Source organism: Clostridium aestuarii, from assembly GCF_026735135.1.
Classification (GTDB): Bacteria; Bacillota; Clostridia; order Clostridiales; family Clostridiaceae; genus Clostridium_H; species Clostridium_H aestuarii.
The window spans coordinates 21,902-47,273 of sequence record NZ_JAPQER010000010.1; the positions used below are offsets into that span (position 1 = coordinate 21,902).

Consider the following 25,372-nt stretch of genomic DNA (forward strand, 5'->3'; position numbering starts at 1 on the left):
TTTTTTATTTTTCTTCATCTTTACTATATAACTCATCTAACCTTTTGTTTATATATTCACTATCAAAGGAATAACATATTCTTCTATCACCCTTATTCAATATTCTATAATGGTTTGATATTATATTTTTTTGTACTCTGTATTCTCCTTTAGCCAAAATCTCATCCCACCAAATCTTTCCGCCCATAGTTATAGTGTAGTTTTCTTCATACTTGTCAAAAGCTAAACTTAATATAATATCTTGTGCATCTCCTCCTAGTGTCATTTGAAGGATTTCACTATCTTTAAAAATTGAACATACCGCTACTGCTCCTGTCCATCCCAAGCTCCCTCTTTCTTTTTCAATTTGTATTAAAGTTTTTTTTGATATACCAATTATCTCAGCCATCTTATCTTGAGTATAATTTCTTTCATTTCTTATAAGCTTTATTTTAGAATCGATCTTTTTAATAAATTCTTCTCTATTCAAAACATCACCCTCACATTCTACTCTTATAGTGTAATTTTACACTATAAGAGTAGAATTGTAAACATTCATTAATTTTCTACTACAAAAACCCTTAAGGGAAATTTCCTTAAGGGTTTACTTTACTCTTCTATTTTTTTCACTATATTTAGCTACATCTAATGCTCCACTTCACTTATTTCCCTAAACTGATGTTTGTCTATTGGATTGCTCCATGTTTATTCGGTCAGCGATTAGTGATCGGCACTTTATATCGCTGTAAAGTAGAGCAATAAAAGAAATTATAATCAATGCAATACAAAGAAGCCATGCTACCTGATAGGAACCAGTTTTATCATATATTATTGCGATTGCCGGAACAGACAGCGCTGCACCTAAATATACAGACAAATTTACGTAACCATAAATTTCACCATAGTGTTTTGAACCAAACATTGCAGCAGTAATAACTGGTGGACAAACCGTTCCAGTAGAAATACCTAAACCATAGAGCAATGCCATAACATACATAAGGGGCTTGAATTGTGGAAACAGCATACAAGTAATAGAAAGAGCAAAAACGATGCATATATAGCTAGTACCTATTCTAGTACCAAATTTATCATAAATCCACCCCAAAGATATCTTTCCTATCGTTACGAAAATTAAGAAAAGGGAAAGTACTGCTGCAGCAAAGGCACTTCCATGAGCATCTGCCAAGAAAGCTGCAAGCTGGCTTAAAGATCCAAATCCTACAAAACAAAGACTAAACATGCCAAATAAATAGATCCAGAAAAAACCATGTTTTTTTGCTTCCTCAAGAGTCATGTTAAACTCAACTTTAGGAGATGCGGTCTTTTGGGTAGTAGCATCAACTTCATCCGCTCCGTATGGCTTAAGACCCATATCTTCGGGTGATTTTTTCAATATGAGGATCATTGGCAAAGAGATTATAAGCATAGCAGCCGCAAATATAAGGTATGACATTCTCCAGCCATAGTTTTGAATAATATTTGCCATTATTGGACTAATAATAGCACCACCGAAACCACTACCTGCAAGAGCTATACTAATAGCCAAACCTCTTTTTTTAACAAACCAATTGGTAAGTACAATAGAAATCGGTAAAACTACTGCACCGCAGGAAAATGCACCCATAAAGAAAGCACTAATATAAAAATGGGTTATAGTTTTGGCTAAAGCAAAGCTAGCATATGAGGCTGCTAAACCAACAACACAGATAATATGAATTAGCCTAGTATTCTTATTGGCTAGCCATTTGCCCAAATAAGGTGATAGGAACACAGTTACTCCAGAAATGATGGTGCTGCATATGCCAAATGAGCTTCTGGTGAACCCCATGTCTTTAGTAATAGGTTTAACGTACAGACCCCAACAAGTTGTTATCAGTGGATGTAATATAGCCATAATCAAAACGCACGCGGCTACAAGCCACCATCCGTAAAATATCTTTTTATTGCTCATTGCAGTATCCTCCAATCAATTATTTGTTTTCCCATGATGATTGATTTAACACTTATAGACATTTCCATCTTTCATAACAAAAGAAACGTTTTCAAGAGTGGATATATCCTCTAATGGGTTCTTATCAACTGCAACAATATCAGCAAATTTCCCGGGAGCAATAGTTCCAATCTCATTATCCCATTGAAGTAATTCAGCTGCATATCTTGTTGCACTAAGTAAAGTATCAGTATGGGAAATGCCTGCTTGTACCATTAACTTAAATTCACCTGACTGTGTGCCATGTGGCGTAAGAGGAGTTCCACAATCAGTACCAAATACAATTCGTACACCTGCATCATATGCCTTTTTTATGTTGGAAAGATGTGAGCCAACTAGAGCAGTTGCCTTTTTAACTGCAAAATCAGGTATACCCGCTTCAACTCCTTTTTCTGAAATAACCTTTAAAACAATAAACGTAGGCACAGCCGCTATGCCTTTTTCTGCCATAATCTGTATAGTTTCTTCATCAACAAGTGTACAATGTTCAATAACAGAAACGCCTGCAATAGCAGCTGCATTAATTCCTGCTGTACCATGAGCATGAGCAGATACAATTTTGCCATGCATTTTAGCTACATCAACAGCTGCTTTGATTTCCTCAACACTCATATTTTGTTCTCCGGGTTCATTACCAGCAGGGCTCAAAACGCCACCTGTAACCATTACCTTGAGTTGATTTGCACCATACTTAAGCATTAAACGGGCAGCTGCACGAACTTCATCAGGACTATTAGCAACATTACCAGCCTTAAAAGTATTGTATCCCAATGTTTCTCCAGGATAACGAAATTCAAGATGTCCTCCTGTCTGTGTAATGTACATGCCGCTAGTAAAAATACGTGTTCCAGGAAAAATCCCATCATTAATTGCATCACGTATCATATTACATCCTGTTATTGTAGGATATCCTTCATCACGAACTGTAGTAAAACCAGCAAATAAATCCATTTGAGCATTTTTAATTCCTTTTATTGCAACAATTTCTGGAAGTTCATCCACCTCTACAAGAGATGGTTTACCACCAAATCCAATATGTACATGGGTATCAATCAGTCCAGGAAGAATAAACTTATCCGAAAGATCAATGATTTGGTCACCAGCATCAGGTACAAATCCATCCGCACTTTTCACTTCAGTTATTTTATTACCTTCAATGATTATTACTACATTTTCTTGGACGCTTTCGTCAACTGCGCAAAATAACTTTCCACATTTTATTACTTTTGACATAAATACTACCCTCTTTCTATTTGATAATTTCTTTGATTAAAGTATATGTCAAACACTTGTATTCTGATAGCCATTTTCAGTTTAATGTCAATATTTGAAATTATCAGTTATATTAAGCAATAAAAAAATCTTGCGCCTTATTATAGGCCCAAGATTTGGCTAAGTTCTTTTGCTTTGTTTCTACTAACGGGAATTTCAGTAGGATAATTAGCAATTTTAAGCAAGTATGTATGGTTAAACATAGGAAGAATTTTTTCGATTTTATTAAAGTTTACCAAATAACTTTTATGACAGCGGAAAAAATTAAATTCTGCTAACCGTTCTTCCCAATAGTTCATTGATTGTTTGGTATTGTAAGTTTTTTGTTGTGTATGAATAATTGCACCATGACCTCGAGGCGTAAACATAATAACATCCGAAGGGTTTAACAAATCGATTTTTCCTTCTTCTTCTACCGCAATAATTCTTTTAAATCCTTCACCATAGATTTTTCCAATTTCTGAAAACTTTGATTTGAAATTGTTTTTTACCATTCCACTACTAAAATTTGTAATCAGTTTTTGAATGGTTTTGTCAATTCTTTTAAGAGAAACAGGTTTTAAAATATAATCGATGGCATTGTAATCAAATGCATTCAGTGCATATTCATCATAAGCTGTTACAAACACGATATACGTTTTCGGTAGAATTTGCATGATTTCTTCGGCAACAACTAGCCCGCTGATTTCAGGCATCTTAATATCCAAAAATACCAAATCGGGTTGATATGAGTTGATTTTTTCCAGTGCAGTTACCGGGTCAGTAAATGTCGCTAAAACATGAATTTCCGGATATTGATCTAAAAGGTATTCAAGTTGCGTTACTGCTATTTCTTCATCATCAATTAAAATAGTATTAATCAAAATATTCACCTCGTTTATTAGGGATTTTTATGGTAATTGTTGTCCCCTTGTTAAGGCTGCTTTGAATATCAAGCCCATGTCCATAATTTTTTTGAAGCCTTTTATTAGTATTCTGGAGTCCAATGCCCACTTTTTGCATATTCTTATCATTTAATAAGGACTCTAATTTTTTTGACGTCATACCTACCCCATCATCTGCAACAATGATAATGATCCCTTCCTCATCCTCTTTAATGGAAATCTGTACGGTTCCACCTTCTCGCTTGGGATAAACACCATGTTTTACAGCATTTTCTACTAATGGCTGAAGAATAAGCGGTAGAATAAGAGGATTAAAGTCAGTTTCAATACAAAAAACGCTATGTAGTCGTTTACCAAATCGCACTTGCTCAATTGCCAGATAAGATTTAACCAGCTCAAGTTCTTGTTCCAATGGTATAAGGGCCATACTGTTAAAGCGAAACTTTCCCTGTAAGTAATTACTTAGTTCTTCCAATATTTCTGCTGCTTTCATAGGGTTTGTGCGACACAACGCAGTAATAGTATTTAGGGTATTATATAAAAAATGCGGTTGAATTTGAGCTTGTAGCGCAGCAATTTCTGCCTGATATATTTTTCGCTCAGTTGCACATACTTCTTGTGAATGCAATTGTGCCTGAACTCTAGCAAGTAATTCTTTCTTATGAAACGGTTTTACAATATAATCATTAACTTTTGCCATAAAAGCAATTTGAATGTCCTCAGGACAATTGCGAACTGTTGCTATAATTACTGCCAAAGTGTTTTCAGAATATTTTTTTCTAATTTCCCGGCATACTTCAATTCCATTGAGCCCCGGCATCATCATATCAAGTAAAACTAGGTCATAGTGATTTTTGTCAATTTCTATCAATGCATCTTGTCCATTTTTTATACAAAACACGCTGTAATTCATCCCATAGAAACAATTTTTTGCTACTGCAAGATTAACTTCTTCATCATCAACAACCAATATTTTTTTGGTCCCGGGTTGTTCCTTCTGAAAATGCTCTAGTGGATTGTACTCACTTACCGTCGTTGTTGCTGTCATTTGTGTTCGGCTAGTAATTGAGGTAGTGTTAAAAGTAATTTTTTCAGTGTGATTATCCTTACCATGCCATCGTGGTAGAGAAAAGCTAAAGCAAGATCCTTCACCCGGGTTCGAAACTACATAGAGTACGCTATTATGCAATTCCAGCAAACTCTTAGATATTGAAAGACCTAAGCCCAAACCAGAATAGACCTTTCCATCTTGTGAATTACCCTGCTCAAACGGATTAAAAATTAATTTTAGTCGCGACTGTGGTATGCCAATACCAGTATCACGGACGGAGATAAGTACGTTATCTCCCTCTAAATGAGCCGACACCGATACCAGCCCCTCATGGGTAAACTTGATGGCATTTCGTATAAGGTTGTGAAGAATTTGCATCAGTCTTTCATTGTCAGCATAAACAAGTGGTATCTCCTCAGAAACGTGGTTTTCTAATTTTACTTTTTTGTTATCCACTAGAAATTTTTCCAATGTTATAATCATTTGTGTAATATTTTGAATACAAACCGAAGTTTTGTTTAAACGTACCTGATTATTTTTTAAAGTTGAAAAATCCGCAATTTCATCCACCAAATTTGCTAATCTCACTCCGCTTTTGATGATCAAATCAAGATTATTTTCCGATTCCATAGCAGGTTGATTTGACAAAGTATCCCTTGTACATTCTGCTAACCCAATTATTCCATGCAGTGGTGTCTTCAATTCATGAGAAACCTTTGTTAGAAATTCATCTTTCATTCGGTCTAAGTTTAATAGATGTTTTTGAACTTCTTCCAATTCTATGTTTTGAATCCGGAGTTGCTCTTTTGTGGCGTTTAATTCTATATTACGCGTTTTTAATTCTTCTCTAGCCTCATGACTTCGCTTTAAATTCACAATTAACAATACAATATAAACGGACATCAATGTAAATATGATAATAATGGTGATTATTGTGAGCATAAGAACAAGTAGTTTGTTTGCTGGTATGAATACTTCATTTTCATCAACAACACTGACCAATGTCCATCCTGCTACTGGAATAGGGTTATAAAAAGCGATTTTTTTCTCCCCGCCGTCACTGTAGTGAAATATACCAGCCTTACCGTTTACAATAAGTTTTCCGAGTTTTTGCATATTTTCATCGGAGACGGAAGAAGTTTTTTCTTTCATAGCCCACAAGTGGTTTGGATGGGTAACAAAAGTGCCATCCTGGGCTAATAAAATTTCATAACCATTTTTACCATATCTTGTCTGTTGGGCTATTTTCTGTATTGTTTCAATAGTTATGCTTGCTGCAGCACCAGCCAATACTCTTCCTCGGTTATCTTTTCGCCAGGCCAGGATAAGTACCATATTTCTGCCATATGCCTCAGAATATGCGGGTTTAAATACCGCATCATAAACTCCCGCTGTTTTTGAATACCTTTCTCCTGCTTCATCTACCGACGTTTTGGCCCAAAGATCAGTTTTACATGTTCCATCTTTCACGTTATAGTACCGCGCTGTAAGCTTACCTAATTTTTCTGGATTAACCCACTCATCAGGTTCTAAATAGTTAATAATATGTAACGCTGCATATTGATTGGGATATGCAGTAGCAACATATTTTCCTCGGGCCCGATTAAACTCATCAATTAATTTAATAGAATCGTCATCTCGAGTTAAATCAAGGTGCGGATTTAAGCTTAAAACACGATCAATAATCGGGCTATTTACAGTTTCACGCACTTCTCCTAGCTGCCCGGCTAGCCAAGTGTTAATATGGCTAGCCGATTGTCCTGTGCGTGCAGACATGGTATCAATGAGTTCGGTTTTAATTACCTTATTAAATTGCCAATAAGTAACTATAGTTAATGCTAATAAGCTAGACATTATTATTGCTAAACTTGCAATTGCTAATTTTGACTTGATGCAAAAATTCCCCATAGTTTTTCTCCTATAATTACACTCTTTAATATAATAACTTCTAACTGCTAATATTATTAATAAGAAAAACATAGATATTAATTGTGTTTTGCTTAATATATTTAAAAACTTGATGCCTGATATCGTAGGAGAAACTAGAAATAGTTTTTTCTTACTATATATCATTTTTAACCATTAAACACTCCACACCATTACATTCTAATATATTATATTTTATCATATTATTACCATATAAACCATCTATAGTAACCTCTTGGTTCTCACAATATAAACTTACTTAAAACTTCATATTTTCCTATACTAAAATAAAACTTCTTAAATTCCTAGTTTCCGAACTTCCAAACTTCCTAAATTTTAAAATTATACAACTTCCCCAAACAAAAACTGTTTCAAAATAGAAAATCCTTTCTATTTTGAAACAGTCCTAATATAATTTGTCACTTATAACATAACCTCTATTTCTGTACCTTCTCCCAGCACACTACTTATTTTTATGTCTCCATCATGTGCTTTTATTATTTCCTTAGCTATAGCCATACCAAGCCCTGAGCCTTTATGTCTTTCACCTGTGTTAGTTCCTCTGTAATATCTATCAAAAATATACTTAAGCTCTTCCTGCCTTATCCCTTTTCCATTATCTTTTACAAATATGTGTACTTTCTCATCTTTGATAACTTTAACTTCTATTTTAACATCAGACTCATTATGAATAAGAGCATTATATAAGAGATTATTAATTACCCTTTTTATCAAAGTATCATCTACTTCCTTTAAAACAACATTTTCCTGGGAAATAAATCCAATATAATTACTGCTATATTTAGGATCATTTAACATATCAATAACCGTTTCCCTAACCAAATTCACCAAGTTAGTTTCTTTTTTATTAAGCATAGAAGTTTTGTTTTTAAGCTTAGTAGATAAATTCAAATCATCTACTAACTCTTTTATATAACTAGATTTTTTATGAATTATTTCTGCATATGATTTAATCTCTTCCATAGAAAATTCATAGTCCTCATAGCTTAAAATCTCAGCATATCCATTAATAGATGATAAGGGCGTTTTTATATCATGAGATATGTTTGCAATCCATTCTTCTCTCATTTTATCCAACTTCATACGTTCCTTTTTATTGCTTTTCAATGTATCTGAAAGATTATTTATATTGTAATAAACATCACTATATATTCCTTTTGGACGGTAATAAACATCATAATCTCCTTCTCCTAATTTTTCTACTCCATTAATAATATTTCCTAAAGGTTTTGTAAGTGTTCTGCTAAATAAATATCCAAAAAACAAAGCAATTACGGAATCAATTAAAAGTACAATCATAGTAGCATTTTTTATAAAATTTCCTATATCATCTACATTATAGATTAAAATGTTTTTTTGAACCTTTTCCATAGGAAATCCAATAATATAACTATACTGTTTATCCTCAACCATTTTTTCTCCTATAAATATGGTTGATGGAATATCTAGGGCTCCCCTATATTTATATACATGAACAAGTTGAAAAGGTGTATATTTTACTGGAGCAACTTCTGGTTTTTTATAATTATAAATTTCTTTCCCACTTTCATCTAAAACCTGTATCCAGGCTTCTGCACTATCTAAAGCTTTCTTTCCATCATCATTTACATACAAATTTTCTCCACTGGTCAATACATAACTATTAAAATTTCTTACAAACTTCTCTGGACCAAGTTCTAAAAATTTATTACTTTTATTAGGTACGTTATGTCTTACAACTAATATTGTTACAGCAGCTATGTTTATGAGCACTACTATAATCACAACCGAAATTACAGTAGCTACAAATCGTAATGTTAACTTCCATTTCATTTCTACTCATCCTTTACCATTAGCTTATATCCAAGCCCCTTAACATTTACAATGTATTTAGGCTCTGACGGATTATCCTCTATTTTTTCTCTAAGTCTTCTTATATGTACCATTATTGTATTATCAAACCCTATATAATCTTCTCCCCAAACTTCATTACAAATTCTCTCTTTACTAATAATTTGATTAGGATGTTTTGCCATATATAAAAACATTTTAAGTACCTTTGGTTTAAGCTCAAGAACCATTCCATTTTTTTTAACTTCTATTTTTTCCTCATTTATTTCAAATGGACCAAAGGATAACAGCTTATGTTCATTAAACTGTATTGAATTTCTTCTTAGATGGGCTTTAATCCTATAAGCTACCTCTTTTGGACTAAATGGTTTTACTATATAATCATCTCCACCTAAAGCAAAACCAAGTATTCTATCCACTTCCTCTGATTTTGCAGATAAAAATAAAATAGGCACCATAGATTTTTCTCTAATTTTTTTACAAACCTCATACCCTTCTTTATCTGGAAGCATTATATCTAAAATAATAAGGTCTGGATTTATAGAGTTGAATAACTTAAGTCCCTTCCCCCCTGTATCTGCTGTATATATATTCTTAAAACCTTCCTTAATCAATACTGTTGATAATAATTTCAATATATCTTCTTCATCATCCACAATTAATATCTTTTTTTCTTTCACTAATGTTTCCATGTTTTCCTCCTAAACTTCACTCACTAAAATTCACTACCTTTTTAGTTGTAGTATATAGTATTTTCCTATTTTTTTATAGTATGATTGGAAAGAGAACTTTTCGAAGTAGTGCACAATAAAACGTGCATGTAGCTACTTTTTATAACTTATGTAATTTCCTCAGTATAACAAAAACCTGATATTATTCTCTCAGGTTTTTTGTTATACATATTTGATTTTTTACTGTTCCTTTGTAAACGCTTTAAGTGTAAATTTACATAGTAATGTTACTCCCACTATAAATATTACTATAAGAATAATTGGCGTTATTGATGGTGCTTTGAATCTTATTATTTGACAACTCATCATTCCCCAAAGCGGTGTGAAAGCTAAATATTTTGTTAATCCAAGAGGTTTGAAAAATCCTTCCAATATATATGGTAATCCCATAATAAGTCCACCAAATATAAAAGGTACTGCTGCTGACTTGCTTATAGATGATAAAAACAGCCCTAATTGTGCAAAGAAGAATGACCCTAGTATAATAGTTACCATCATTATTAAAATCATTTGAAGCACAGTTAAATTTGATCCACTTTTTCCAAAATACCAAAGACTTTTCAAAGGTAAATCTAATCCCTGAAATTTAAATTTAGTTAAGGCAGATAAACATACAGTTAAAAACACTGAAAGGTTTATTATAGAAGCTGAAATTCCAGCAGCTATTGCTTTAGCTAATACTATTTTCATTTTACCATTTTTAGTTGTTTTAATTAAATCCACCATATTTGAACTATATTCTAAAGTATAAGTTCCTGAAAACATCATAAACATCATAAGACCCATCAAAGGAACTAGTCCATATCCTTTACTAAATATATCTGCATAAGTTTCATTTATTGAAAAGGCTCTTATTGAAGCAAAGCTTAAAAACAATACTCCTGGCCACACAATTAACATTCTTTTTCTAAAAAGCATTTTTCTAAGTTCTAATTTTATAAGTGTTCCCATGTATTACACCTCCCTAGTATTTTCTAAATCAAAGTAAAACATATAAACATCTTCAAATTTTGGTTCAACAGATTGTACTTCTTTATATAGAGGCATTTTATCACTTATAATTCTAAGTTCTACACCATTGATTCCACGTTGAATATTTACTACTTTATAATTATTCTGTATTTCCATAACTTCATTTTCATTATCAGTTTTTATGCTGTATACCTTGCCTTTCATACCTTGAAGTATGTCTGTATGATTTCCTTTCATCAAAAGCGCTCCATTTTTTATCATAATGGTTTCCTTTGCTATAGATTCTATATCTGAAATAATATGAGTGGAAAGTATTATAATCTTATCCTTAGAAATTTGAGAGATAAGGTTTCTAAATCTTGCTCTCTCTTGTGGATCAAGTCCTGCTGTTGGTTCATCTAATACTAAAATTTTAGGATCATTTAATAATGCTTGTGCTATACCAACTCTTCTCTTCATTCCTCCTGAAAATTTACCAACTGCTTTATTTCTAACTTCATATAATCCTACAAGATTTAAAAGCTCATTTATCTTTTTCTTAGCAACTTGACCATTTAATCCCTTCAAAGCTGCTATATACTCTAAAAATTGTTTTGCTGAAAAGTTTTTATAAAACCCAAATTCCTGTGGAAGGTATCCTATTAAAGTTCTATATTTATCATCTAATTTTTTTATATTCTTACCGTTATATATAATTTGTCCACTTGATGGCTCTATTAAAGTTGTTATTTGCTTCATAATGGTTGTCTTACCTGCTCCATTAGGTCCTAAAAGTCCATATACCCCATTTTCAAGAGTAACTGTTATATTATCATTTGCTCTTTTTCTGCCATATATTTTAGTTAAATTCTTTATTTCTAATTTATTCATAAGTTTTCCCTCCCAAATTATCTAGTTAAAATTTTCTTAAATGTAAATATACAAAGTATTATTCCAATAATTAAGGTTGATATTAAGATACAGTTGCACACATTTAAAAGATTTAAGCTATTTCCCAAAACATCAATATTTCCAGCATACATTCCTATAAGCATTTGAGGATAAAATACTAAATCAACATAATTCCCTCTGCTTAATATACCTAAGAATGAATTAGGTAAGAACTTAAGTAGTGTACAAGCTTTGCCTAGTATTATAAATATTAAGGCTGCACTTATGGATGTTAAGGAATTACTTGAAATAAATGAGAAAAAACTAGCAAATATTGATATACTAATAAATATTACTATCATAGTTGCAATCTTAAAAAGTAAATACTCATTTATAGTAAAAGCTTCATTAAGCAAAACTCCATTATCTATTATTCTAAAAGCTCCAAGTCCCCCATTTATTGGTGTTCCATACTGAATTAAGGTTATCAAAAATTCTATTCCCATATAAAGTCCATAGATAACAATAGGTAATACTAAAGCTAGTGTTACTTTTGAGTACAAAACTCTAAATTTGTTTTTAGATGAAAGAATTATATTATCTACGCCTGAAACTACTTCATCTGTATATATGTTTGAAAATATTAGAACTAAAATAATCAATATAATCATTGACATAAATGGATGAGTTATTCTATGATTAATCGCCTTATAAAAATCAACATCCTTATATTCTTGATATTTCATAGAACTTAAATATTCTTGAGAAGTATTTTTAACTTTGTCCATAAATTCGTTGCTATCAGGTGCATTTGCCCTTTCTTTTATTTGTTTTATTTTTTTATCAAATTTCTGCTGTGCAATTTCTTGTTTTGGTCTAGTATCCACTACTAATTCATACTTATCATTTCTATATGCATTTTCTGTTTCTAATGTAGGTTTAAAAAAACTCATAACACCAGAAAGAAAAATAAATAATGCTAATGCAATCAGTCCTATCTTACATTTAAATAACTTTTTCAATTCCCAACGAATCATTAACTTTATGCCCCCTTGTCTTTCAATGTAATTTCATTATACAATCCTAAACTTACACCTTAATAAACTAAACCTTAATTAAACCTTACAAAAAAAATAAGTTGTATAGTAAAATTTCTACTATACAACCTTTTAATGATTATTAAAATAAAATCTATTAAATTGTTAGATTGTTACTTTGCTTGGAAACTTCCGCAATCAGTTTGTTCCATTGTGTTAGCAGTAGCACCATGCTTTGTAACTTGAATTCTGTTTAAAGCACAATATTGACCTTCATTACTATGATTTTTACACTCACCAACTGTACAGGCTATACTTTCATTTTTCTTCATCAATAACCTCTCCTTTTACTTATTTTCTAGTAATTTTACTATAATAGTATTAGGAACTTTTTTGTTTTTATTCATTATTAATATTTATTCCTTACAACTCCAAGTGAATATGCTTTTATAAAAGGAAGTGTCTTTAGTTTTTTAATATCTTCAGCATTTCCAGTAACCACTACACCTTGGATTTTTAAATCATCTTTTGTTATTTTGTCATCTTTTCCTTTTAAATTATCATATATTCGTTTATATTCAGTTTCAAATCTACTTTTTTTATCCTTTTGGCTTTCAATAACATCTATAAATCTGTTTTCAGGATTTTCATATATTACACCATTCCTATCTAATACCTTTATGCCATACACTTCATCCTCTAAAGCAATTTCATTTGCAGAAATATATTTTTTTTCCTTATCATTAGCATAATGTCTTTCACTAGATTTATGTTCTTCTTTTTCTTTATCATTTGAAGTATCTACCCAATACCAAGTTAAAGTAACATTTTTAGGTATTAATTTATTAACTTCATCAATAGAATATAATTTATCAAAAGACAAAGCCATTTCCATGCACTTATTATCGCCAATTTTATCTACTAGCTGCAAATCATTTTTATATTTATCATACTTTACATAAGGATAATAAAATTTCATAAGTTCTCTTCCATATTTATTGTATTTAAGATTATCATAAAGTTCCTGCTCACTTTCAGCTTTTCCCATACTTATATTAGTAGTATCAGCCACCGTCTCAGAAAACAGCGGTATAATACTGTAATTCCATCTTTCTTGGTCAAAATATACTGGCTTATCTTCAATTATTTTATAAGTATAGTATTGTATCTCACTATTTAGTGCTCCAACCTGCACCATATATTGTGATATAAATGTATTTGGAGCAGAAATATATTTATATTCTCTAATATCATCTAATAGTTTTTGTCCTTTACTACCGCTTGTTTGTAAATTAGCTATTGAAATAGCAGTTATTACAAATATACAAATAATTATATTTCTTATAATAGAAAACCACTTTGCTTTTCTAACTACTTTTTTAAATTTATTCTTTTTACAGTTTTCAAATAATTCATCTATATTTTTTTCATCCACAGTTAAATCATTTTTATTTGACATATCCACAATCCTTCCACAACTGTTTGAATTTATTCCTTGCTCTATAAAGATACACCTTAACTTTCTCCTCTTTCACATCTAAGATATTGCCGATTTCTTTATAGGATAAATCCATTACATACTTGAATATAAGCAGATTCTTGTAACTTTCCTTTAAAGAATTTAAAACCTTTTGCACATAATCTTTTAATTCAGAGGATATAATATAATTTTCAGTTGAATTATCCACAACTAAATTAGCTATGACATGATCATCTAGATAAATTTCTCTTTTTCTCTTTCTCTTCTTATAAGAATTATAATATTTATTAAGTGCTACCTTAAAAAGCCATGATGAAATTTTGTCTTCATCTATAGCATCAATATAACTAATAGCTTTAAAAAGCGTATCCTGTATAATATCTTCCGCATCCTCTATCGGCACGCCAATCTTAATCATATATTTATAAACTATCTTTATTTCTCTCATAAGAAGCTCTTCTAGTCTTTCATTTTCCATGTTCTACTCCCTTAACTTTTCTAGAACGTACATTCCAGTTTTACAATCTATCGAAGGCCTTTCACATATATAACAACTATTATAGAGAAATGTATACACTTTTTATTATATAAAAGTTAATTTAAGTTTAATTGAATTTTAGTAGACTAAAACTAGTCTACTGATGCGATAATTGAGTAGTTAATATAGTATATAAAACTTAAAGCTTCACATACAAATTTTGAACGTAAAAAAACACATCTCAAAATTTGAGATGTGTTTTGGTGATCCACCGGGGAATCGAACCCCGGACAACTTGATTAAAAGTCAAGTGCTCTACCGACTGAGCTAGTGAATCAAATTACCTGGCAGCGACCTACTCTTCCACATCGTCTCCAATGCAGTACCATCGGCGCTTTGAAGCTTAACCTGCGTGTTCGGAATGGGAACGGGTGTTACCTTCAAGCCATAACCACCAGATCTTTAAGAAATATTAGTTGTTTCGTATTCCCTCAGACACAATGAGTATTATATCAATTTATTATAAATTTGTCAATGCTTTTTCATTTTTTTATTTTAAATTCGCTTTTTCCATATATTCCAACAATATTTTCTTGATTATCTTTTGCTTATCTAGATTAAAAATTAATTTCTTATTTTCATATTTATATATGCAAATATGAGAATCATTTTCTCCTTTTACTTCTTCTGAAGGCTTACCATATATCCCTATTAATTTGTCATAGGTATCTCCATTTTTTATTCCTCTTACCGTACCAACTTCACCAAAATTTATTTGTTCTATATTGCTTATTCCCTCAATTACATTAACTTTATTTATAATATGTAATTTAGATTTTTTTTCTGGATAACTACGTTGGAAAAATTTATTTTTATTTTCTTCATCCCATCCTATAAACCCAAAATTATTTTTTTCATTAGCTGTCCCATTTCCTAATTTATCAACTAATTCTTTTATGTTTGATCCTAAATTTAATACTACTCCCTCATAGTCAACTGAAAAATCACTTTTTTCTAACGGTTTAATCTCTAAATCATCCTTTTCTTTTTGTACACTTTTATTTGTTTGTTTTGAAGTATCTGTATTACTAGCAGTATTTGTTTTGCCACAAGAAGAAAACACAATAGTCATTCCAAGCATTAGTACCGCTGATATAATTTTTATCGTCTTTTTATTTTTCATAATATATTACCTCCATAAAAATCTCATGTAACTTACAGTAAACCGATTTGTTTACTTATTTTATATATAGACTACATATAATTTATATATTCTATATTAATAATTTCATTTTAATTAATAACGTACTTGTTTTCATTTCTGCTATATATTATATTTTCGTAATCAATTAAATTAAACTTTAGCTACCTTAATGCGGTAATTATTAACATATAGTTCTTAGAATATTATATTTCAAGAATTATTTATAAATCATTATCTAGTATCTATAGCTCTAAGATAAATTCCTAGTAAATAAAAACAAAGCTCTAATTACTTAAGTAATTAGAGCTTTTGGTGGCTTCAACTGGAATCGAACCAGTGACACGAGGATTTTCAGTCCTCTGCTCTACCGACTGAGCTATGAAGCCAAATTATTCACAAAATTAGTTTAATTGTTACCGAGTACAGTTCAATATTATAATAGCTTTTTCGATATATGTCAACGAATTTTTACATTTTTTATTCAAAATTATAAGTTCAATATATTTTATCATTTCCTTATAATTTAAAGCTTTTATATTTCTTATTAGTTAATTAGCTTAAAACTAACATAAAACCATATATTCTCATCTTCACACTCAGCCCAAATTTCACCATTATGCATTTCTACAATATTTTTAGCAATAGCGAGACCTAATCCACTTCCCTCATTTTGTGATGTTCTAGACTTATCAGCTTTATAAAATCTTTCAAATAGATATGGCAAGTGTTCCTTAGTTATATTTCTACCTTTATTGTGAATAGAAACTACTGCATTGTTATTGTCCTTATAAACACATACTTTAATTTTGCTAGGTTTAAAACTATATTTAATTGCGTTCATAATTAAGTTTTCAAATACCCTTACAGTTTTATCTGTATCTAAATTAACAACAATTTTTTCTTTTGAAATTTCTTTTTCTATTTGCAAACCACTTTCCTCAAAAATAGGAACAAATTCTTCAATCAATTGGGATAATAATTCATTCAATACTACTTCTTGTTTATGTAACTTTAATATATGATTAGCAACCTTTGTGTACTCAAACAGATCCTCTATTAATATTTTTAATTTTTCTGATTTGTTAAAAGCAATTTCTACATATTCATTTAATTGTTGTTCATTTTTATATTTGTTTTCTTTTATAAGTCCCAAATAACCAATTACTGAAGTAAGCGGTGTTCTTAAATCATGAGATACATTTGTAATAAGTTCATTTTTAGTCTTATCTGCTTGTCTCTCTTTTTGTATTTTTTGCTTTAATTCTTTTGCCATGTAATTTATATTAGCAGAAAGCTGTGTAAGCTCATCTTTTCCTTTTTCATCTATTCTATAATCCAAATTACCCTGTGATATTCGTATAACTCCATCTGTAATTTGATGTATATAATCTGTTTTCCTCTTAGTTAGTAATAAGAATATTCCAATAAATACTGCTGTTGCTAAAATCACTGCTAACACAAATTCCTCATCTTTTAGATGTTCATAATATATTATTTCTCCTGTAGGTACACCCTTTACTATTAAATAGGCTTTGCTGCTATCAATATTAATTGGATAAAAACTAACATGTTCTTTTGATTCATAATAATATTCATCTAATTTATAGTCTCTAGATTTCATTATATTCTTTATTGTAGTATATATATCTATTTTTACCGTATCAACATTATCAGATTTATACATAACCTTTCCATCTAAATCTACTATCATGCTCTCATAATTATCATCTATATTGTTGTCTTCTAATATTTCTTTGAATTCTTTATTATCTTTAATTTTGTTTTGATTTATATTTATTTCATTCGCTATATTTTCCGCTTTTCTTGACATCTTTTCTATACTATATGTATAATCTATCCTTGCACTTTTTCCAATACTTTTTATACATTCACCACTAATATAATAAGTTATAAATGCTCCTAAAGCACAGATAGCAAATACTAAAAATATAGCTGAACGAATATCATGTCTAAGTTTACCTGCAAAACAAATAGCCCTTTTTATTATATTTAAAGTCCATTTAGGTACTGAAATTTTTAAAATTTCATTTTTTAAATTTAAAAATTTTTCTTTAATTTTCAACCTTATACCCTACTCCCCATACAGTTTTAATATACTGTGGTCTTCTTGAATTTTCTTCGATTTTCTCTCTTATTTTTCTAATATGAACCATTACCGTATTATCAGAATCCAAAAATGTTTCTTTCCATACTCTTTCATAAATCTTTTCTATACTAAATACTATTCCTTTATTAGAAGCTAAAAGCTTTAGTATATCAAATTCTCTAGGAGTAAGCCTAACATCTTTACCATATACTTTTACTTCATGAGTATCTATATTTATAACAAGGTCGTCTATTTCAATAATAGACTGATTTACAGGCTTATTTATATTTAATTTAATATATCTTCTTAACTGAGATTTTACTCTTGCAACTAACTCTAATGGATTGAAAGGCTTGGTTATATAATCATCTGCTCCTGTTGTTAGTCCCATAATTTTATCAATATCTTCACTCTTAGCACTAAGCATAATTATAGGCATATTTTTTTCTTCTCTAATCTTTATGCATGCTTGGGTACCATCCATTTTAGGCATCATAACATCTAATATAATCAAATGTATTTCATTTTGTTGTAATACTTTCAAAGCTTCTTCTCCATTTTTAGCTAATATAACCTTATATCCTTCATTTTTTAAATATATTTCAACTAATTCTCTAATCTCTTTTTCATCGTCCACCACGAGAATAGTCTCTCTTTCCATATATTTTCTCCCTCTTTTAATCTTTCATCTACTATTTTAAAATTCATTTCACTTATCTACTGTTTTTATTTTTCTTTACTACAGGAAAATACAAATGCAGGAGGAATATTTATCATTTCAAAATTTATATTAATACTAGGGAAAAATTTCTTCATAAAATTCTTTTTTAATAATGTATATTGAAAAGTAATAAACTTACCTTCTTTATTTAAAATCTCCAAAGTATTTGTTAAGATTGATTTTGATAATTCCTCAGGAAAAGCTGTAAATGGTAATCCTGATATTATATAATCTGCACACTCGAATCCATATTGATTCACATACATACCCACATTTTCAGCAGTATCATTAATAATGTGTACATTTTTTATATTACTATATTTTTCTTCTAATGTATTATATAATTCCTTGTTAAGCTCTAATACTAATAATATAGTATTTTCTTTTTTGTTTTTTATTAATTCATTTGTAAATATTCCTGTACCAGGTCCATATTCTACAATACATTTTGCATTTTCAAAATTAACATCTGTAATCATCTTTTTAGCAAGAAACTTAGAACTAGGCCAAACAGCTCCAATCATATCCGGATATTTAATAAAATTTCTTATAAAAGTAGTCGCTTCCATTTTATAACCCCCAATTTTATATATAATTTAAAACATACGTAACAAAGTTTACTTAGTAAACTTCACATCAAAATTATCTATTATCTTTAAAATTTTACAATTTACTATAGAGTAAAAAACTTTTATCATGATAATAATTATAAACCCTTTACCTTAAAAAATTGTAATATAATTTCTTAAGTTTTTCTTAAAATTATAAATTTTAAAACAATAATAAAAGAGGGCATTCTAAAATAAGTTTTATATACAATATACTGATTAATAATCTAAAATTTACACAGTAAATTATATATTTTTTCTTTATTTTAAAATAGCCTCTTTTTAAATTAATCTTTTAAATTGCTTTTCCTTTTTCCCAATTCCAAGGATGTTTCCTAATAATATTGTCAGCAAACGGTATATACATTGATACTATAGCTGACACTATAAGTAACTGTTGATACCATAGTAATGGAATTACCTGTATAGGTGATACTGCTCCCTTAGTAAAGCTTCCAACCATTAGCATTTGAGCTCCATAAGGTATTATTCCCTGCATTATACATGCAAAAATGTCTAACAATGAAGCACTTCTACGTGGATCTACTTTGTATTCTTCTGATATTTCTTTTGCAATAGGTCCATTAATAATAATAGAAACTGTATTATTAGCTATTGCTGCATCAGTTAAAGCAACAAGTGTAGCAATTCCAGCTTCTGCTGATTTCTTACCCTTTATCATCTTTTGAATACGGTCCAATATATATTGAAGTCCCCCTTCTTGAGTAACCATATGTGCTAACCCACCTGTTATCATTGATACTAAAAAAATATCAGTCATACTTGTAAAACCACTAAATGTATGTTGTGCAAAAGATAATGGAGTTAATTGTCCATATAAAAGTCCTATTATACCTGAAACAAATATCCCACCTGTTAGTACAGCAAAAACATTTAATCCTGCTATAGATAAAGTTAATACAAATAGATACGGTAAAACTTTTATTATGTTATAATCATAAACTTGCATTTGTGGAACATTTGTAGGATGACCAAAAATTATAAGTAAAATAATAGCTATTATAGCTGGTGGTAATGCTATAAATAAATTCAACTTAAACTTATCTCTCATTTCACATCCCTGAGTTCTTGTTGCTGCAATAGTAGTATCAGATATTACAGATAAATTATCGCCAAACATAGCACCACCTACTACAGCTGCCATCGTCAAAGGAAGATTAAGTCCAGCCTTAGTAGCAAGTCCTACAGCAATAGGAGCTACCGCAGCTAACGCTCCGCAAGAAGTTCCAGTAGCTATAGATATAAATGCAGAAATAACAAATAATCCAGCTGCTATATATTGTGCTGGTATAAAAGTCAAACCTAAATTTACAGTAGAATCTACTCCTCCCATTGCCTTAGATACACCTGCAAACGCCCCAGCTAATAAATAAATAACACACATAATAATTATATCTTCATTACCACACCCATGTATAAATCTCATAAATTTTTCATTTATCGTTCCCTTAAACATAATAAATGCAACTATAACACCACAAAAAACAGCTACTGGTGCTGGAAATTGATAAAAGGCCATTTCTACTCCTTTTGATTGTAATATTATACCGCTTCCTAGATAAATAACTATAAATGTTAAAAAAGGTATTAAAGCTTTTCCATTTGCTTTTACTTTATTTGATTTATTATCCATGATTTAACCTCCAATTATATAATTAAATATATTCAGTAATACCTTGTGAAGTCGTTTACATTTAATAAAAACTTAATTTGCATTCATTAATATTTTTTGATATTATTTTTGTGGGACATATGACCCACTTCCGTAATATTATTTTGCTGTGGCGGCATGTTAAATACTACAAAAGTGGTCATCTGTCTCTATCAATTGTGTTTTTGAATTATTACAAATTTTATTATTCATAATATATTTTTAAATTTTTTTAAGAGCTTCATCAAACTCATTAATTATGTCATCAATATTTTCTAATCCAGTAGAAATTCTTAATAATCCTTTTGAAATACCTGCCTTTTCAAGTTCATCATCATTCATTGCTCTATGTGAAGTTCTTACTGGATAAGAAAGTGATGTTGCAACTCCAGCAAGACTTGGAACAAACTTGATTGATTCTAATACTCTTATTAAATCACAAACAGCTTTCTCTCCACCTACCAAATCTACACTTAACATTCCACCAAAAGCATTATTATTAAATATTTCTTTTGATAAATTGTATGATTCAGATGAAGTAAGTCCTGGATAATATACTTTTTTAACCTTATCATGTTTTTGTAAATATTGTGCAAGCTTTAGTGCATTATCAGAATGTTGTTTAACTCTAAGATTTAGTGTTCTCAAACTTCTTGTTAAAATCCAACTATCAAAAGGACTCATTGTAGGTCCATATATACATCCTGTATGACTAACTTTTTCTATTGTATCTTTATCTGATATAACAACTCCAGCCATTACATCACTATGTCCACATAAATATTTTGTTGCACTATACACTACTATATCTGCACCTAACTTTAATGGTTGGCATACTACAGGTGTAGCAAATGTATTATCAACTATTAACTTTGTATTATGTTTATGACAAATATCACTAATAGTTCTTATATCAGTAGTTTCCATTAAAGGATTTGAAATAGTTTCTACATAAACAAGTTTTGTATTATTCTTAAAACATTCTTCTATATTATTCTTTTGTAAATCTATAAAAGTAACTTCTATATTAAATTTTTTCAATTCATCTCTTAAAAATTGAAAGCTTCCTCCGTATAAAACATTTCCAGCTATTATATGATCTCCTGATTTTACATGAGATATAATAGACATAGTAATAGCTGCCATACCTGAACCATAAACCTGTGCAGCTTGTCCTTCTTCTATACCTACCATTACATCCTTTAACACGTCATGTCCAGGATTACTAATTCTTGAATATATATATCCTGTATTTTCTCCATTATATATTTCTTCTAATGTTTCAACATCATCAAAAGAAAACGATGAAGTCATATAAATTGGTGCAGTTTTAGGTATTGAAGCAGATTTTGGACTTTTTTCCCCTAAACGAACTAATCTTGTCATAATATTTTTTTGCATTTTAATTCCTCCATTCAGAACAGTCAATATTATATTTTTTTATTCTGTTGATTAATAATGTGTGACTAACGCCCAACATTTTTGCGCATTTTCTTATACTTTTGCTATTTTTTAATGATTCTATTATAATTTCTTTCTCAATTTTTCCCAAAGTTTCTTTAAGTGAAGTTGAGTTATTTGTATATCTTTTATCTGAGATTTTATTTAACGTTAAATCTTGTTCTGTGATTTCTCCTGTATAATTCAACGCTACAGTTCGCTCTATTACATTTTGTAATTCTCTTACATTACCATTCCACTCATAATTTAATAACTTTTTTGAAGCATTAGGCGTTATTTCATTTATTTTTTTATTATATTTTTTTGAAAATTGTTTGACATAATATTCTACTAAAACTTTTATATCTTCCCTCCTTTCTCTTAACGGTGGAATTGTAAGGGTAAAAATATTAATTCTATAAAACAAATCTAGTCTAAACTGATTTGATTCTACCATTTCATTTAAATTTTTATTAGTTGCGGATATGATTCTTACATTAATATCATTTTCTTTATTGCTTCCAAGTTTTCTTATTTTTTTTTCTTGTAAAACTCTTAATAATTTAACTTGTAAGTGAGGAGGCATTTCACCAATTTCATCTAAAAAAATCGTTCCTCCATTAGCTATTTCAAAAATACCCATTTTCCCATTATTTTTAGCACCAGTGAAGCTTCCTCCCTCATATCCAAAAAGTTCACTTTCCAGTAATTGATCTGGAATTGCTCCACAGTTAACTGCTACAAATGGCATATATGATCTACTGCTTAGATTGTGTATAGCTCTTGCAAATATCTCTTTTCCTGTTCCACTCTCACCCATAATTAAAACTGGAGAATCCGATTGTGAAAAAACTTTTGCATGCTTTATGGATTCAACTATCTTAGAGCTTTTACCTATAATATCATTAAATGTTATTTGATTATCATACCTTTTAAGGTTTAATATTTCATTCATTCTCTTTGCATCTTGAAGAGTAATTACAAAACCGAGTAATATATTCTTTTCACTAATCATTGAATTAATACTTATTAGATAATTTTTATTATTTATTTGTATTTCCAAGTCTATTACTTCATTAGATTTCTTGACGCTTTCCAAAGCTTTTTTGACTTTATTATAATAATTATCTAATAATACAGATATCTTTTTATTTATAACTTCTATATCGCTAGTAAAGAAAATATTTTTCAAAGCATATTTATTTATATATTTGATCTTTTCATCTTTATTTAGTACAATAATTCCTTGCCATACAGTATCCATAATACTTTTAATTTCTATTTCCTTTTCTTCAACAGAAATTAAATTAATTTCTTTGATACTTTGAACACCATCTATTTCTAATATTTCTTTTTTAATCTTTTTCTGCATATTAGGTTCTAATTTTTGGAATTTAACATATACAACAAAAGTATAAACTTCCATCCATGTTATATCTACTTTATATTTAACAAAAATTCCTGATATATCATATGTCATATTAGGTCTATCTATTGTTTTTATTTCAAGCCGTGAAATCTCCATATTTATCACTCCTGTTATTTTTCAATTCAGTACACTTATTTTCATTACAAAAACATTTATGGTGCATAATATAGTACACTGTACCTACCAAAAATGCTCCTCCTACTATATTTCCTAACGTAACTGGTAATAAATTTTTTAATATAAATGTTTGCCATGAAAAATATATTCCTTCATTAGCTCCAAGTATTATACCCATAGGTATAAAAAACATATTTGCAATACTATGTTCAAAACTATTTATGACAAAAGCACCTATAACATAAATAAACCCAATGATTTTTCCTGAAACTTCATCTGATGACTCTCCAACTCTTACAGCTAAACAAACTAAAAAGTTACACAAAATTCCTCTTATAAATGCCTGACTAATTGTTAAGTTTAATTTTGATTTAGTGATATTAATCATATATGTGCTGATTGACTTATCATCAAATATTCCTGTATGCAAAATTAAATATATAACTATTAAAGCTCCAATAAGATTAGATATATATACCAAAATCCAATTAGTAAATAATTTCTTAATATATTTTTTATTCTTGTAAATTGGTACTATATAAAGATTACTTCCAGTAAAAAGTTCACTTCCCGATAAAACTATAAGAATTAAGCCTAAACTAAAAACTATTCCAAATATTAATTTGGTAAATCCATTTCCAAAATAAGAATTCATATCACAGCATACGGTTACTGAAGTAACTGCTGCAAGACTAACAAAAATTCCTGCTAAAATCCCTCCTATAAAAATTTCCTTAGTTGGTTTTTCTAAAAAACAGATAGCTTTATTGTATAAACTTTTTGTTATTTCGTATGGTGTTTTCATTGTCATCAACGTCCTTTTAAATTTTTTAATACTTATACCTTGAATTAATATTAAAAGCAAATTCTATGCCAAACTAAATCCTTGATTTTATCACCCCTTTCAAATATCGTGTTAAAATATTTGGTTTAATTTTAAACCATAATTGTAAAACAACCAATTACTCAAAGTATACGTGGTTTAATTTTAACACAGTGGTTTAATTTTATTCCATTTTATTCTCTATAATTAATTTAGGCATCTAAAAAAAATACCAATTTATTCTCTATAATTAATTTAGGCATCTAAAAAAAATACCAAATCAAAAATATGACAGATATTTTTTAAAGATGCCTTATCTAATATACTTAATTATATTTTTAAGTAAATAACTTAGAAAAAGTGATTTTATATAACATACACAAACCACTTACAATAACCATTAGATAAAATTATAAAAATAAGTAATATAAAAACCCCATATATAAACATGAGGTTTTTTAGAATATCTAATATATTATTTGAAAATCAAAAGAACTCTAACTACATAAGTAGTTAGAGTTCTTTGGTGGCTTCAACTGGAATCGAACCAGTGACACGAGGATTTTCAGTCCTCTGCTCTACCGACTGAGCTATGAAGCCAAATTACCTGGCAGCGACCTACTCTTCCACATCGTCTCCAATGCAGTACCATCGGCGCTTTGAAGCTTAACCTGCGTGTTCGGAATGGGAACGGGTGTTACCTTCAAGCCATAACCACCAGATGACATAT

The 25,372-nt window shown here is 29.6% G+C and carries 21 protein-coding genes, 3 tRNA genes and 2 rRNA genes; all 26 read right to left on the reverse strand.

Annotated elements, in window-relative coordinates; genetic code table 11:
- Positions 1-4: 4 nt before the first annotated feature.
- Positions 5-469, reverse strand: a complete 465-nt coding sequence (locus tag OW763_RS15645) for a helix-turn-helix transcriptional regulator (protein ID WP_268042377.1) — start codon at positions 467-469, stop codon at positions 5-7.
- Positions 470-649: 180 nt separating this feature from the next.
- Positions 650-1,930 carry an MFS transporter gene (locus tag OW763_RS15650; RefSeq protein WP_268042379.1) on the reverse strand — a complete coding sequence of 427 codons (1,281 nt, stop codon included), beginning with the start codon at positions 1,928-1,930 and terminating at the stop codon, positions 650-652.
- Between the two features lie 45 nt (positions 1,931-1,975).
- Complete coding sequence (locus OW763_RS15655) at positions 1,976-3,202, reverse strand: metal-dependent hydrolase family protein (protein ID WP_268042381.1); 1,227 nt, start codon at positions 3,200-3,202, stop codon at positions 1,976-1,978.
- Positions 3,203-3,342: 140 nt separating this feature from the next.
- On the reverse strand, positions 3,343-4,104 hold the full coding sequence (locus OW763_RS15660; protein WP_268042383.1) for a LytR/AlgR family response regulator transcription factor: 762 nt from the start codon (positions 4,102-4,104) through the stop codon (positions 3,343-3,345).
- On the reverse strand, positions 4,097-7,084 hold the full coding sequence (locus tag OW763_RS15665; RefSeq protein WP_268042385.1) for an ATP-binding protein: 2,988 nt from the start codon (positions 7,082-7,084) through the stop codon (positions 4,097-4,099). The genes OW763_RS15660 and OW763_RS15665 overlap by 8 nt, the downstream gene beginning before the upstream one ends.
- Before the next feature lie 441 nt (positions 7,085-7,525).
- Entirely contained in the window at positions 7,526-8,935 is a 1,410-nt protein-coding gene (locus tag OW763_RS15670) for a sensor histidine kinase (protein WP_268042387.1), read from the reverse strand.
- A 2-nt stretch (positions 8,936-8,937) separates the two neighbouring features.
- Positions 8,938-9,645 carry a response regulator transcription factor gene (locus OW763_RS15675; protein ID WP_268042389.1) on the reverse strand — a complete coding sequence of 236 codons (708 nt, stop codon included), beginning with the start codon at positions 9,643-9,645 and terminating at the stop codon, positions 8,938-8,940.
- Positions 9,646-9,864: 219 nt separating this feature from the next.
- The gene (locus OW763_RS15680) at positions 9,865-10,635 is read right to left on the reverse strand and encodes a hypothetical protein (protein ID WP_268042391.1); all 771 of its coding nucleotides are present in this window, start codon (positions 10,633-10,635) and stop codon (positions 9,865-9,867) included.
- 3 nt (positions 10,636-10,638) lie between these two features.
- Positions 10,639-11,526 carry an ABC transporter ATP-binding protein gene (locus OW763_RS15685; RefSeq protein ID WP_268042393.1) on the reverse strand — a complete coding sequence of 296 codons (888 nt, stop codon included), beginning with the start codon at positions 11,524-11,526 and terminating at the stop codon, positions 10,639-10,641.
- A 17-nt stretch (positions 11,527-11,543) separates the two neighbouring features.
- Complete coding sequence (locus OW763_RS15690) at positions 11,544-12,563, reverse strand: hypothetical protein (RefSeq protein ID WP_268042395.1); 1,020 nt, start codon at positions 12,561-12,563, stop codon at positions 11,544-11,546.
- A 173-nt stretch (positions 12,564-12,736) separates the two neighbouring features.
- Positions 12,737-12,895, reverse strand: coding sequence for a DUF1540 domain-containing protein (locus tag OW763_RS15695; RefSeq protein ID WP_268042397.1), 159 nt, complete (start codon positions 12,893-12,895; stop codon positions 12,737-12,739).
- Between the two features lie 77 nt (positions 12,896-12,972).
- Positions 12,973-14,022, reverse strand: a complete 1,050-nt coding sequence (locus tag OW763_RS15700; protein WP_268042399.1) for an anti sigma factor C-terminal domain-containing protein — start codon at positions 14,020-14,022, stop codon at positions 12,973-12,975.
- Entirely contained in the window at positions 14,012-14,521 is a 510-nt protein-coding gene (locus OW763_RS15705) for an RNA polymerase sigma factor (protein ID WP_268042401.1), read from the reverse strand. Before OW763_RS15705 ends, OW763_RS15700 begins: the two co-directional genes overlap by 11 nt.
- A 261-nt stretch (positions 14,522-14,782) precedes the next feature.
- A tRNA-Lys gene (locus OW763_RS15710) sits at positions 14,783-14,858 on the reverse strand.
- 5 nt (positions 14,859-14,863) lie between these two features.
- Positions 14,864-14,980: ribosomal RNA gene (rrf, locus tag OW763_RS15715) — 5S ribosomal RNA — on the reverse strand.
- A 91-nt stretch (positions 14,981-15,071) separates the two neighbouring features.
- A complete protein-coding gene (locus OW763_RS15720) occupies positions 15,072-15,704 on the reverse strand; it encodes a hypothetical protein (protein ID WP_268042403.1) in 633 nt (210 codons plus the stop codon).
- A 331-nt stretch (positions 15,705-16,035) separates the two neighbouring features.
- Positions 16,036-16,111: transfer RNA gene (locus OW763_RS15725), tRNA-Phe, on the reverse strand.
- A 158-nt stretch (positions 16,112-16,269) separates the two neighbouring features.
- Positions 16,270-17,808 (reverse strand): sensor histidine kinase, encoded by a 1,539-nt coding sequence (locus OW763_RS15730; RefSeq protein ID WP_268042405.1) that lies wholly within the window; start codon positions 17,806-17,808, stop codon positions 16,270-16,272.
- Positions 17,798-18,493: a response regulator transcription factor gene (locus OW763_RS15735; RefSeq protein WP_268042407.1), complete on the reverse strand. Its 696-nt coding sequence runs from the start codon at positions 18,491-18,493 to the stop codon at positions 17,798-17,800. Before OW763_RS15735 ends, OW763_RS15730 begins: the two co-directional genes overlap by 11 nt.
- A 65-nt stretch (positions 18,494-18,558) precedes the next feature.
- Positions 18,559-19,122 carry a class I SAM-dependent methyltransferase gene (locus OW763_RS15740; RefSeq protein WP_268042409.1) on the reverse strand — a complete coding sequence of 188 codons (564 nt, stop codon included), beginning with the start codon at positions 19,120-19,122 and terminating at the stop codon, positions 18,559-18,561.
- Between the two features lie 334 nt (positions 19,123-19,456).
- On the reverse strand, positions 19,457-20,815 hold the full coding sequence (locus OW763_RS15745; protein WP_268042411.1) for a Na+/H+ antiporter NhaC family protein: 1,359 nt from the start codon (positions 20,813-20,815) through the stop codon (positions 19,457-19,459).
- 240 nt (positions 20,816-21,055) lie between these two features.
- A complete protein-coding gene (locus OW763_RS15750; RefSeq protein WP_268042413.1) occupies positions 21,056-22,234 on the reverse strand; it encodes a trans-sulfuration enzyme family protein in 1,179 nt (392 codons plus the stop codon).
- Between the two features lies 1 nt (position 22,235).
- Positions 22,236-23,798, reverse strand: a complete 1,563-nt coding sequence (locus OW763_RS15755; protein ID WP_268042415.1) for a sigma 54-interacting transcriptional regulator — start codon at positions 23,796-23,798, stop codon at positions 22,236-22,238.
- Positions 23,779-24,624 (reverse strand): formate/nitrite transporter family protein, encoded by an 846-nt coding sequence (locus OW763_RS15760; RefSeq protein ID WP_268042417.1) that lies wholly within the window; start codon positions 24,622-24,624, stop codon positions 23,779-23,781. The genes OW763_RS15755 and OW763_RS15760 overlap by 20 nt, the downstream gene beginning before the upstream one ends.
- Positions 24,625-25,166: 542 nt before the next feature.
- Positions 25,167-25,242: transfer RNA gene (locus OW763_RS15765), tRNA-Phe, on the reverse strand.
- 5 nt (positions 25,243-25,247) lie between these two features.
- Positions 25,248-25,364 (reverse strand): 5S ribosomal RNA (rrf, locus tag OW763_RS15770).
- Between the last annotated feature and the right edge of the window lie 8 nt (positions 25,365-25,372).

Coding starts and splice junctions, on each gene's coding strand:
- OW763_RS15650 (WP_268042379.1), bottom strand. CDS start 1,930: ATGAGCAATAAAAAGATATTTTACGGATGGTGGCTTGTAGCCGCGTGC.
- OW763_RS15655 (WP_268042381.1), bottom strand. CDS start 3,202: ATGTCAAAAGTAATAAAATGTGGAAAGTTATTTTGCGCAGTTGACGAA.
- OW763_RS15665 (WP_268042385.1), bottom strand. CDS start 7,084: ATGGGGAATTTTTGCATCAAGTCAAAATTAGCAATTGCAAGTTTAGCA.
- OW763_RS15670 (WP_268042387.1), bottom strand. CDS start 8,935: ATGAAATGGAAGTTAACATTACGATTTGTAGCTACTGTAATTTCGGTT.
- OW763_RS15675 (WP_268042389.1), bottom strand. CDS start 9,645: ATGGAAACATTAGTGAAAGAAAAAAAGATATTAATTGTGGATGATGAA.
- OW763_RS15680 (WP_268042391.1), bottom strand. CDS start 10,635: ATGGGAACACTTATAAAATTAGAACTTAGAAAAATGCTTTTTAGAAAA.
- OW763_RS15685 (WP_268042393.1), bottom strand. CDS start 11,526: ATGAATAAATTAGAAATAAAGAATTTAACTAAAATATATGGCAGAAAA.
- OW763_RS15690 (WP_268042395.1), bottom strand. CDS start 12,563: ATGATTCGTTGGGAATTGAAAAAGTTATTTAAATGTAAGATAGGACTG.
- OW763_RS15695 (WP_268042397.1), bottom strand. CDS start 12,895: ATGAAGAAAAATGAAAGTATAGCCTGTACAGTTGGTGAGTGTAAAAAT.
- OW763_RS15700 (WP_268042399.1), bottom strand. CDS start 14,022: ATGTCAAATAAAAATGATTTAACTGTGGATGAAAAAAATATAGATGAA.
- OW763_RS15705 (WP_268042401.1), bottom strand. CDS start 14,521: ATGGAAAATGAAAGACTAGAAGAGCTTCTTATGAGAGAAATAAAGATA.
- OW763_RS15720 (WP_268042403.1), bottom strand. CDS start 15,704: ATGAAAAATAAAAAGACGATAAAAATTATATCAGCGGTACTAATGCTT.
- OW763_RS15735 (WP_268042407.1), bottom strand. CDS start 18,493: ATGGAAAGAGAGACTATTCTCGTGGTGGACGATGAAAAAGAGATTAGA.
- OW763_RS15740 (WP_268042409.1), bottom strand. CDS start 19,122: ATGGAAGCGACTACTTTTATAAGAAATTTTATTAAATATCCGGATATG.
- OW763_RS15745 (WP_268042411.1), bottom strand. CDS start 20,815: ATGGATAATAAATCAAATAAAGTAAAAGCAAATGGAAAAGCTTTAATA.
- OW763_RS15750 (WP_268042413.1), bottom strand. CDS start 22,234: ATGCAAAAAAATATTATGACAAGATTAGTTCGTTTAGGGGAAAAAAGT.
- OW763_RS15755 (WP_268042415.1), bottom strand. CDS start 23,798: ATGGAGATTTCACGGCTTGAAATAAAAACAATAGATAGACCTAATATG.
- OW763_RS15760 (WP_268042417.1), bottom strand. CDS start 24,624: ATGAAAACACCATACGAAATAACAAAAAGTTTATACAATAAAGCTATC.